The organism is Caballeronia udeis (assembly GCF_001544555.2).
In the GTDB taxonomy this organism is placed as follows: Bacteria; Pseudomonadota; Gammaproteobacteria; order Burkholderiales; family Burkholderiaceae; genus Caballeronia; species Caballeronia udeis.
Map to the genome: position 1 here is coordinate 85,950 of NZ_FCOK02000032.1, position 10,725 is coordinate 96,674.

Annotated in this window: 13 protein-coding genes; 7 read left to right on the top strand and 6 right to left on the bottom strand. The window is 59.6% G+C overall.

The features are described 5' to 3' along the window. Positions 1-136: 136 nt before the first annotated feature. Entirely contained in the window at positions 137-1,156 is a 1,020-nt protein-coding gene (locus AWB69_RS22315; RefSeq protein WP_062088806.1) for a transporter, read from the top strand. Between the two features lie 78 nt (positions 1,157-1,234). Here AWB69_RS22315 and AWB69_RS22320 read toward each other — a convergent pair whose 3' ends face one another. Continuing rightward, complete coding sequence (locus tag AWB69_RS22320; RefSeq protein WP_062088808.1) at positions 1,235-1,702, bottom strand: nuclear transport factor 2 family protein; 468 nt, start codon at positions 1,700-1,702, stop codon at positions 1,235-1,237. A gap of 125 nt (positions 1,703-1,827) precedes the next feature. On the opposite strand from AWB69_RS22320, the gene AWB69_RS22325 reads away from it, so the two are divergent. After that, positions 1,828-2,412, top strand: a complete 585-nt coding sequence (locus AWB69_RS22325) for a TetR/AcrR family transcriptional regulator (protein WP_062088810.1) — start codon at positions 1,828-1,830, stop codon at positions 2,410-2,412. Positions 2,413-2,539: 127 nt separating this feature from the next. Here AWB69_RS22325 and AWB69_RS22330 read toward each other — a convergent pair whose 3' ends face one another. Further along, complete coding sequence (locus tag AWB69_RS22330) at positions 2,540-3,010, bottom strand: RcnB family protein (protein WP_062088841.1); 471 nt, start codon at positions 3,008-3,010, stop codon at positions 2,540-2,542. A 347-nt stretch (positions 3,011-3,357) separates the two neighbouring features. Here AWB69_RS22330 and AWB69_RS22335 point away from each other — a divergent pair, with 347 nt between their 5' ends. Together AWB69_RS22335 and AWB69_RS22340 are read left to right on the top strand one after the other, a co-directional pair. Next, on the top strand, positions 3,358-3,834 hold the full coding sequence (locus tag AWB69_RS22335; protein WP_062088812.1) for a DUF3331 domain-containing protein: 477 nt from the start codon (positions 3,358-3,360) through the stop codon (positions 3,832-3,834). 501 nt (positions 3,835-4,335) lie between these two features. Beyond that, positions 4,336-4,539 carry a hypothetical protein gene (locus tag AWB69_RS22340; protein WP_062088814.1) on the top strand — a complete coding sequence of 68 codons (204 nt, stop codon included), beginning with the start codon at positions 4,336-4,338 and terminating at the stop codon, positions 4,537-4,539. 107 nt (positions 4,540-4,646) lie between these two features. On the opposite strand, the gene AWB69_RS22345 is transcribed toward AWB69_RS22340, so the two are convergent. The 3 genes from AWB69_RS22345 to AWB69_RS22355 are packed head-to-tail and all read right to left on the bottom strand — an operon-like array spanning position 4,647 to position 6,874. Next, positions 4,647-5,177 carry a cupin domain-containing protein gene (locus tag AWB69_RS22345; RefSeq protein ID WP_062088815.1) on the bottom strand — a complete coding sequence of 177 codons (531 nt, stop codon included), beginning with the start codon at positions 5,175-5,177 and terminating at the stop codon, positions 4,647-4,649. A gap of 12 nt (positions 5,178-5,189) precedes the next feature. Continuing rightward, positions 5,190-5,951 (bottom strand): ABC transporter permease, encoded by a 762-nt coding sequence (locus tag AWB69_RS22350; protein ID WP_062088817.1) that lies wholly within the window; start codon positions 5,949-5,951, stop codon positions 5,190-5,192. Beyond that, positions 5,948-6,874, bottom strand: coding sequence for an ABC transporter ATP-binding protein (locus AWB69_RS22355; protein WP_062088818.1), 927 nt, complete (start codon positions 6,872-6,874; stop codon positions 5,948-5,950). The genes AWB69_RS22350 and AWB69_RS22355 overlap by 4 nt, the downstream gene beginning before the upstream one ends. A 136-nt stretch (positions 6,875-7,010) precedes the next feature. On the opposite strand from AWB69_RS22355, the gene AWB69_RS22360 reads away from it, so the two are divergent. The 3 genes from AWB69_RS22360 (at position 7,011) to AWB69_RS22370 (ending at position 9,057) form a co-directional block, all read left to right on the top strand. Then, positions 7,011-7,439, top strand: coding sequence for a DUF1810 domain-containing protein (locus AWB69_RS22360; RefSeq protein ID WP_062088820.1), 429 nt, complete (start codon positions 7,011-7,013; stop codon positions 7,437-7,439). Between the two features lie 269 nt (positions 7,440-7,708). Further along, positions 7,709-8,677, top strand: a complete 969-nt coding sequence (gene panS, locus AWB69_RS22365; RefSeq protein ID WP_062088822.1) for a ketopantoate/pantoate/pantothenate transporter PanS — start codon at positions 7,709-7,711, stop codon at positions 8,675-8,677. A 113-nt stretch (positions 8,678-8,790) separates the two neighbouring features. Continuing rightward, positions 8,791-9,057, top strand: a complete 267-nt coding sequence (locus AWB69_RS22370) for a cupin domain-containing protein (protein ID WP_062088824.1) — start codon at positions 8,791-8,793, stop codon at positions 9,055-9,057. Positions 9,058-9,141: 84 nt separating this feature from the next. Here the strand turns inward: AWB69_RS22370 and oxlT are convergent, their stop codons facing one another. Next, positions 9,142-10,446: an oxalate/formate MFS antiporter gene (gene oxlT, locus AWB69_RS22375; protein ID WP_062088843.1), complete on the bottom strand. Its 1,305-nt coding sequence runs from the start codon at positions 10,444-10,446 to the stop codon at positions 9,142-9,144. Positions 10,447-10,725: the final 279 nt, after the last annotated feature.

Consider the following 10,725-nt stretch of genomic DNA (forward strand, 5'->3'; position numbering starts at 1 on the left):
CAACAATAACGCAAATCCGATCGGACGTTGCTTGATTCGAGTTGCACCGCGGGGACAATCCAAGTCCGGATCAGCTTTCAATTGCCCTTGCCGATCACGACTGAATCACAACGACTGAATCCCGATAACGATCACGATGACTACCGCCCTACCCTACGCCTCTGATTTCTCCGGCATCGTGTGCGGCTTTCGTTTTGCGCCGGATGCGCCGGGCGTGCATATCGACTCCGCAGGCGCGCTTGAGTGGCTGAAGCAATCCCGCGCCGAACGGTCTTCAAACGACTTTGTCTGGCTGCACTTCGATCTCGCGAACAGCGCGAGCGAACGCTGGATGCGCACGCAACTCGACCTGCCGGATGCCTTCTTCGAAAACCTGCGCGACGGGTCGCATTCCACGCGGATTGAACACCAGGAGGGCGCGCTGCTCGCCGTCATCAACGACGTGATGTTCAACTTCGACGTCACGCCGTCGGAAATTGCGACGTTGTGGGTCTACACCCGCGAAAAGCTGCTCATCACCGCGCGGCTGAAACCGTTGCGGTCTATTGATACGCTGAGGGAGTCGGTACGCAACGGCGAAGCCTTCAGGTCGACGGCCGAACTGCTCATTCATCTGTTACGCGACCAGGCCGATCTGCTGGTACAGATCGTACGGCGCACGAGCATTGATATTGACAAGATAGAAGACCGTTTTCTGTCGATGCGATCCCCCGCCACCCGCTCGGAACTCGGTGCGTCACGACGCGTGCTGGTCAGGTTGCAGCGTTTGCTCGCGCCTGAACCGGGGTCGATTTTCCGGCTGCTGGCCAGGCCGCCACGCTGGTTGCAAGCGCTTGACCTGCAGGACCTGCGCGATGCCACCGAGGAGTTTTCGCTCGTGCTGGGTGATCTCGCGGGACTGGTCGAACGCATCAAGCTGCTGCAGGAAGAGATCGCCGCGCGCACGGACGAGCAGAGCAACCGCACGCTGTTCACGCTGACGCTGGTCACCGTGCTGGCGCTGCCGATCAATATAGTCGCCGGCATTTTCGGCATGAACGTTGGCGGAATTCCGCTCGCCGAAAACAAGCACGGTTTCTGGGTGATGATGGCTATAGTGGCGACCTTCACCATTCTGGCCGGATGGTGGGCCTTTTACCGGCGGCGAGGCCGCTAGCATTCCAGCAGTCAGTTCACACAACCGGTTTTCGTTACGGATGAAGACCGAAGCCACGGACTGCCGGCCACGCTCCAATCAGAAACCCAGGTCGCTCAAGCCAGGATGGTCGTCGGGACGGCGACCCAGCGGCCAGTGATATTTGCGCTCGGACTCCTTGATCGGCAAGTCGTTGATAGATGCGTGCCGATGCGTCATGAGGCCTGCTTCGTTGAACTCCCAGTTCTCGTTGCCGTAGCTGCGGAACCAGTTTCTTGAATCATCGTGCCATTCGTAAGCAAAGCGCACCGCAATCCGTGATCCGGTGAACGCCCATAACTCCTTGATCAACCGGTAGTCCAGTTCGCGCGCCCATTTGCGCGCGAGGAACGCTTCCACTTCAGCACGCCCCGATACGAACTCTGCGCGGTTGCGCCAGCGCGTGTCTTCGCTATACGCCAGGGCAACCCGCTTTGGGTCGCGTGAATTCCAGCCGTCTTCCGCGAGACGGACCTTTTGCCGAGCGGTGTCGGCATCGAATGGCGGGAAGGGCGGTTTGCTTTCCATGACGTTTCCTTTTGATCGCGAAGGGTTGATTAGCAGCTCACCTGGCACTAGAGTACAGTGGTAGACAGGTCTGTCTACCACTGTACTCTAGCGCAGGGAGACAGACCTGTCTACAATGACTTGCCATGGACAATCATTCACTCAATACAGAACTTTCGACCGACCTCTCACCGGCCGACCGCATTCTGGTCACGGCCCATGAACTGTTCTATCGGGACGGTATTCGCGCAACCGGAATCGATCGCGTGATCGCGGAATCAGGCGTCGCGAAGAAGACGTTTTATCGCTACTATCCGGCGAAAAACGACCTGATCGTGGCGTTTCTGGAATATCGGCACCGCAACTGGATGACGTGGTTCGAAGACGCCGTGAAGCGCCATGGCGCAAACGCGGATGCGTTGGTCCCGGCACTGGCGGAATGGTTCGAGAGCGATGTGTATCGCGGCTGCGCATTCATCAACGCGGTGGTGGAAGTAGGCGGGACCTTGTCCGAAGCGGTGAGTATTTCACGACGCCACAAGCTGGATATGGCAGCGGTCATCAGGACACTTTTGCCGGCATCGTCGAGAAGCGCGAAGGCCGACGCGCGGGCATTGGCCATGGCGGTGGACGGCGCCATAGTCGGCGCGCAATTTGAAGACTCGCCCGAAATGGCGTTGAAGTCGCTGGCGCGCGTAGTAAAAGCGATTACCGATACTGCAAAAGGGTAGGCAGCGGTTGCGCTGGAGGTTCACGCCGGGCACATAAAACAAGGCCGGTCCAGACTCGCGTTTGGACCGGCCTCTTCATCTCGACTCGCGTCTTGGCTCGCTACGAGAGCGTTCCGCGAGTAAGCGCTTAGTGCCCGTTGCTCAGTACGATCTGCGCAATCACGCCGGTCGCGACTGCGGCAAGCACGTAATCGCCGTTCACGCCCACCCAGTGATAACCGCGCGGGGGCTGATGCAATCCATAACCGCGATAATCGTCGACCACATATTGGCGATCACGATAGTCGTCCGGCAAGCGATCTCCGCGGTGCCAGTCATGCGGACCTTCGCCACGCGGACCGCCAGGGTCGCCGCGTGCCGGACCATTGTCCGCATGCATTGGCGCGGGAGGACGCCCGTTGTTGTGGTTCTGATCCTGACGACCGCCGTTGTTATGGTTCTGATCCTGATGACCGCCGCCGTTGTGGCCTTGCATGGCGGAACCGCCCGGACGCTGTTGCGGCCCACCTTGATCACCCGGACCGTTTTCGGCAAACGCCGTGGCCGTCAGACCCAGGCTTGCGCACAGCACTGCAGCACGAATATAGCTTTTCTTCACGAACACCTCGTTCAACGTTGTAGGTATGCAGCTAGTATCCTCCACGCAAGTTTCGTTCCACGGCATTTGGCGAAAATTGGCACCTTACGAAATCTATACAAATTGTTTGAACCGGTATCGCCCGGCGCGTCAGGTTCTCGTCAAACCACCGCCGCTATCGCGCCCATTAAAACGTTCAATCAAGCGCAGACAGCACTTCTGCTGCTTGGCAGCATCGGGGAAAGCCTTATTGCATAAAGCGTTGTTGTGATTATTCGCGCTAACAAGACAGTGTATTCACCTTAATGGTATTTATCGGAACAGGCTGATTGCGTAAGTTCGATCATGAACCATGCCAGGAACGAACCATGACAGCGTTAGCGAGAAGCGCGGACCCGTGGCTGCAAACGGTCCGCTCATTGACAGCGACCCACAACCGCGCGGCAGAACCTGCCCCGCAGCAAAAGGCCGCGCACCCGTTTCTAGAGCGGCTCGCGCGAGCGCGGGAGCGCGATCATCCGCGCGTCGCGTCGCCGTCGCCGCAATCGCCGCGGCCGTTCCCTGAAGCGGTGGTGCGTGTGATCGAGCGGCCGAGCAGCGCGACGGCGATCGTCTACTGGTCCGACGCGGCAACTTGCCACTACGGCTACCAGGGTTGGCGCGTCACTACGGCTACGTCGGACGGCGCCTGCGCACTCACGGGCGCACCCATTCATCGAGGCGACTCGGTGTACCGGCCGTCACAGCGCGACCCGAAACCGCAAAACGCGTCGGCAATGATTCTTGCGGCTTCCATGCCACAAAACGAGACCAGCGACGCCGATTTGCAGGACCAGCACGCCTGAAAGCGTCGCCGGCCCCGGTTGAACTGACGAAAAGCACGGCTGCGCCATGCGGTTGTGCTTTCCGTCATGTGGAATCCGCACAGCAAACGCGCCAACTCTGAGAAACAGCTTTAACTGTTTCCGCGGAGCGTAATGTACACGCGGATAAGTGCGGTGCCGGTCTGATTTACAAAGTCCATCCGCCCCGTCCGCCGGTCTCATCCCCCTCTTCCAGGCTCCCGCGCAAACGCTTGCGTCAAACGCAAGTTCCAAGCCCAAACTCGCGCTGCGCGCTGATAGTGGCGACATCAGGTCATAAGCCAGAAGTACGAATCCCCCTTCGCGACGCCATTAAACTGTAGAGCCGCGCTTTCATTGCAGGGTGCGCAACACAACATAGTCAGGGTCGAACGGTTCACCCGGCGTAGTCGTGCACCATGAAGCATCAAGCGTCGTAAATCTGTCATGGCAGTTCAGTAGCATCGCAGTCTCCCGCCGCTCCATCACTGCAAGGAGTTCATCGTGAAGAGTTATCAAGCGCAGCGCGTCGAAGCCAGAGACACTATTCGTTCAGGTGACACAGCTTACGAATCGCCGGTACGCCGCGAATCGCAGGAAGCACGTGCACAAGCGGATCAGGATGTCTATGGCGATTCACTCGACATACCGCTGAACTACGGCGGCATGATGGACGCCGTCCGCGACGCAGTCAGGGCCAACCTATAAATCGAAGTGTGCAAAAGCGGCGCCTCAGAAATGAGAGCGCCGCTTTTTTTCGTTCTGTTTTTAAGTTGTTCCCGTCGTGCGGGTTGCGTGCCACGCACGGCACGCGCTCAGCGCTTCGCTCCCGCCGCCGGAGCCAGCCTCCCGATCACAGCCTCGTGCTGCGGATACGTCTTTTTCAAAGCGGCCACATCGGCAAGCTCGAACTCGCTGAACTCGAAACCCGGCGCCACCGTGCAGCCCACCAGCGCGAACGTTGCCGGATTGCATAGCTCTGCCGCAAACCACTGCCCTGCCGGTACGACTGCCTGAAATACGGCGTCGTCATGCGTCAGCGCATTACCCAGGCGATGAGTGACCAATTTCCCGGTGGGATCGATGACATGAACATCGAGCGGCTCGCCTGCATAGAAATGCCACACCTCGTCCGAGCGGATCCGGTGCCACGCCGAATGTGCGCCGTCGCAAAGCATGTAGTAGATCGCCGTCGATGCCGAGCGCATCTCGCCAGGCGAAGCATCGCGCGTGAGCTCGCGCACTACCCTGTCCGCGCCGCGAAACGTCTCGCGAAAATAGCCGCCTTCAGGATGCGGCTGCAGTCCGAACCGCTCGATCAACACGTCACGCATCACGTCACGCATAAAGCACGCTCCCTATGATTTCAGCCTGTAGCCCGTCTTGAAGATCCACGCGACCACGCCAATAAACACCGCGAGGAACACCAGCGTCATGATGAGGCTGATCTCGACGCTGACATCGGCGGTGCTGTAGAAGCTCCAGCGAAAGCCGCTGATCAGGTACACCACCGGATTGAACAGTGCGACGGCCTTCCAGAACGGCGGCAGGATGTCGATGGAATAAAAACTCCCGCCGAGGAACGTCAGCGGCGTGATGATCAGCAGCGGGATTACCTGCAACTTCTCGAACCCGTCCGCCCAGACGCCAATGATGAATCCCAGCAGGCTGAACGTCACCGCGGTGAGCAGCAGGAACACGATCATCCAGAACGGGTGATCGACGTGCAGCGGCACGAACAGACGCGCGGTCGCAAGAATGATGAGACCGAGGATGATCGACTTGGTGGCGGCCGCGCCAACATAACTCAGCACGATCTCCAGATACGACACCGGCGCCGACAGCAGTTCGTAGATGGTCCCGCTAAACCGGGGAAAGTAGATGCCGAACGACGCGTTGGACACGCTCTGCGTAAGCAGCGACAACATCACGAGCCCCGGCACGATGAACGCACCGTAACTGACGCCGTTCACTTCGGGAATGCGCGAGCCGATTGCGGCGCCGAAAACGACAAAATACAGCGACGTGGAAATCACCGGCGAGATGATGCTGCCCATGATCGTGCGCCACGTGCGCGCCATTTCGAATACATAGATTGCGCGGACTGCGTGGATATTCATTTTTTCTCTCCGACCAGGCTCACGAAAATATCTTCCAGCGAGCTTTGCGTCGTTTGCAGGTCCTTGAACCTGACGCCGTTATCGGCCAGATCTTTTAGCAGCGTAATGATGCGCCCCGGTTCGTCCTGCGCGTCGTAGGTGTAGGTCAGTTCACTGCCGTCTGCGGACAGGTCGAGCCGGTAGGCCCCGAGGCCGGCGGGAATCTCGCCGATCTCGTCTTCCAGTTGCAGCGTGAGTTTCTTCTGGCCGAGCTTGCGCATCAGTTCGGCTTTTTCCTCGACCAGGATGATCTCGCCGCCGTTGATCACGCCAATCCGGTCGGCCATTTCCTCGGCTTCATCGATGTAATGCGTCGTCAGGATGATCGTCACACCGCTCGCTTTCAGGCCGCGCACGAGATTCCACATGTCGCGGCGCAGTTCAACGTCGACGCCCGCGGTCGGCTCATCGAGGAACAGGATCTCCGGCTCGTGCGCGAGCGCCTTGGCAATCAGCACGCGGCGTTTCATACCCCCGGACAGCGTGCGCAGCTTGTTGTCCTTCTTTTCCCAGAGCGACAACGATTTCAGCACTTTTTCGATGTGCGCCGGATTGGGCGGCTTGCCGAACAGGCCGCGGCTGAATGAAACGGTCGCCCAGACCGACTCGAAGGCGTCGGTGGTCAGCTCCTGCGGCACGAGGCCGATCATCGCGCGGGCCGCGCGGTAGTCGGAGATAATGCCGTGACCGTTGACCCGCACCGTGCCTTCCGTGGGATTCACGATGCCGCACACAATGCTGATCAACGTCGTTTTACCGGCGCCGTTCGGCCCGAGCAGTGCGAAGATTTCGCCATGGCGGATACTCAGCGTGACGTTTTTCAGCGCCTTGAAGCCGGACGCATAGCTCTTCGACAGGTTCGAAATTTCGATGATGTTTTGCATGGCCGTGAAGATATCAGAAAGCGGAATATCGTTCGCAAATGGCCGGGATTAGACCTCGGTCAGCTTGACCGCGAAATGCGCGGGAACGTGGTTTGCGGCGCGTTCCGGCAAGATTCAGGAAGACCCGGAGGCTCGCATGACCGATTCCGATCCTTTCGACTTGCAGCGTTTTATCGATGCGCAGGCGCCGGTGTTCCAGACGGTGACGGCCGAACTCGAGGCCGGCAAGAAACGCACGCACTGGATGTGGTTCGTATTTCCGCAGATCCAGGGGCTGGGCCATAGCGACATGGCGCGCCGGTACGCGATTTCATCGGTGGACGAGGCGCGGGCCTACCTGGCTCACCCTGTACTCGGCGAGCGCCTCCTGATCCTCACGCAGATCGTGAACGCACTCGACGGCCGCTCGGTCGAACAGATCTTCGGCTACCCCGACGACCTGAAATTCCATTCTTCGATGACCCTCTTCGCCCACGCCGCCGCCGACAAGGCGCCGTTCGAACTGGCGTTGAATACCTATTTCGGCGGCGAGCCGGACGCGGGAACGGTCGCGCGGCTGAGGTAAGCGAAGAATCCGCTCCCGCGGGTCTCCTCCTACAAAACGTTACAATTCGCGTCGACGCATTCGCCGCCGGCCGGTCCCACAAGGACCCGTGACGGGTTGCATCACTGGCCGCATCTATCGATGGCACGGTCAGCCAGGCCTGGAACACCCTTCTGTTTGCTTCGCCATATCGTTGATCGCCCACCCGCCCCGCGTGCACGTCCATATCCATGTCCCGGCGCTTCGGGCTACGCCCCTATCAATCAGAAATCAGCCAGGATCGTCTCTCCATGCTTTCGCGCGTCACCCGCTTGTTTCCTCTTTGGGCCGTTCTCATTTCGGTCGTCGCCTACTTCTCGCCGGCCTCGTTTACAGGCATCGCGCCGCACGTCACCCTGCTACTCACCATCATCATGTTCGCGATGGGCGTAACGCTTTCATTCGCCGACTTCCGGCGCGTTTTCACCCGGCCGGCGCCGGTCATAGCAGGGATCGGGCTGCATTACCTGGTGATGCCGCTCGCAGCCTGGGTAATCGCAAAACTGCTGCGCATGCCGCCCGACCTGACCGCGGGCATGGTGCTGGTCGGCAGCGTTGCCAGCGGCACGGCGTCGAACGTGATGATCTATCTCGCGCGCGGCGACGTGGCGCTGTCCGTCACCATCAGTGCCCTGTCCACGCTGGTCGGCGTGTTCGCCACGCCGCTCTTGACGCGCCTTTACGTGGATGCGTCGATTGCCGTCGATGTCCACGGCATGCTCATGAGCATTCTCCAGATCGTCGCGCTGCCTATCGTTGCCGGGCTGATCATCAACCAGTTGTTCAACAAGACTGTGCGCGCGGTCGAGCCCGCATTGCCGATCATTTCGATGATCGCAATCCTGCTGATCATCTCGGCCGTGGTGGCGGGGACGCAGAAAAGCATTGCCTCAGTCGGCTTGCTGGTGATGCTGGGGGTGATCCTGCATAACGGTATCGGCCTGCTCGGTGGATATTGGGGCGGCCGTCTGCTTGGCTTCGATGAAGCCGTGTGCCGCACACTGGCAATCGAAGTCGGCATGCAGAATTCGGGACTGGCGGCCACGCTGGGCAAACTGTATTTCACGCCGATCGCAGCGCTCCCGGGCGCACTGTTCTCGGTGTGGCACAACTTGTCGGGATCGTTGCTCGCCGGGTACTGGGCCGGGCGGCCGGCGAAAGGGTCGACGCGTGATCTTGAAGCGATGGAACTGGCGAAAGGTCCGCGGCTGGAGAGCTGAGTGGAGCTGAGTTTGATCCGGGGCGATGCGGTGCATCGGCCCCTTGCACCTGCGCCGGGGCGTTTCAACTTATATTAAGGGGTGAGTAAAGATCAGCTAGAAAGGGAACGATCATGGAACGCGACGATTTCATCGAAATGCTGGCGCGCGAGGGTTTCCAGACTACCGTACTCGTGGAGCGGGAAGCCGGCGCGTCTCTTGACGATCACGCGCATTCGTTCGAAGCGAAGGCGCTGATTCTCGAGGGCGAATTGACGCTGCGCATCGCCGGCAAGGACACGCTCTATCAGGTCGGCGATGCGTTCCATTTGAAAGCGAACGAAGCCCACAGCGAGCGTTACGGCCCCGAAGGCGTCTGCTATCTGGTGGGCAGAAAATAGCAAAACGGCCGGATGAAAACCGGCCACTCCTTCATCGGAAACGAGCGAAGCCGGCACACACGTTGGCTTCGCCCGAACGTTTGATCACTCCTTCAAGGCCGAACCAAACGGCATGCCGGCTAGCCCAGAGGCATGCTTCTGCTTGTGAGCTTGCCGCATTGGCTTGAGCACAAAGAGCGCCAGCAGTGCCGATGCCGCGGCCATCCCCGAGGCCAGCATGAACACCGCATGCCAACTGCCGGTCGCAGCCGTAATCACGCTGCTGAACGGCACGAGCAAGGCCGCTGTACCTTTCGCCGTGTAGAGCAAACCCACATTCGTGGCCGCGAACTTTGGCCCGAATGTATCGCCGCACGTCGCGGGAAAAAGGCTATAGATCTCGCCCCAGGCGAAGAAAACAATACCCGTCAGCACAACGAACGCCACCGGGCTCTGGCCATATTTCGACAGCAGCAAAATGCCGATCGCCTCGATCGCAAACGCGATGAACATGGTGTTCTCGCGGCCGATACGATCCGAGATCCAGCCGAAGAAAGGCCGGGTCAAGCCGTTGAGGACCCGGTCGATCGTCAGTGCGAACGTGAGCGCGGGCAACGTCAGGCCAAGCAACGAGACCGGCGAGTCATGCAGGCCGAAGTCCTTCGCAATGGGACCAAGCTGCGCGGTCGCCATCAGGCCGCCGGCCGCCATCATCACGAACATGAGATACATCACCCAGAAGATCGGCGAGCTCACGACCTGCTTGGGCGTCGCGTTATAAACGGCGCTCTTCAAGGCGCTCTTGACCGATGCAAGCAGGCTTGCGGGCGGCGCATACAGCGCCATCCCGAGCAGGAACACCACCAGTCCCTGGCCGAGACCGAACCACAGGAAGGTGGCTTCGTAACCGCTGCTCTTGATCATGTGCGCGATCGGCACGACCGTTGCAGCCGATCCCGCGCCGAAGCCGGCGGCTGTGATACCGGCTGCCAGGCCGCGGCGAGTGGGGAACCACTTCAGCGCATTGCCAACGCACGTGCCATATACGGCGCCTGCGCCGACACCGCCCACGGCCGCGGCGAAATACAGCAACGGCAACGACGAAGCCACCGAGTTAAGCGCCCACGCAATCGCGCAAAGCAGGCCACCGCCAACAACGACCGGACGCGGGCCGTACTTGTCGACGAGATAACCTTCGATAGGAACGAGCCAGGTTTCCGTCACCACGAAGATCGTGAACGCTACTTGAATGGCCGCGCGGCCCCAGTGATGCTTTTCATCGATCGGGTTCACAAACAAGGTCCAGCCGTACTGCATATTCGCGATCATGGCCATGCAGATCACGCCAAACACAAGCTGCATCCATGGCGACGCTAGCCGCGACACACCTTCCTGGCGATTTGTATCCATCACTGTCTCCTTGGCATTTGCTGCCTTGTATTCGCGACGCCGAATGGACGTCTCCGTCATCGCCCGTCCTTGGTTTTGATGGCGATTGAATACACAATATGTAATATATCAAGTAAGTACAATGAAAGAATTGACAGGGTTTTTACCAGATCGGGTTAATACCGAAAGAAATATGAAAGTATTTTTCCGATTGTTCCGCGGGGATCGGGATAGGGGCAGGCCTCGCGGCCCGACCCCTCCCACACCACCGTGCGTACGGGTCCGTACACGGCGGTTCGG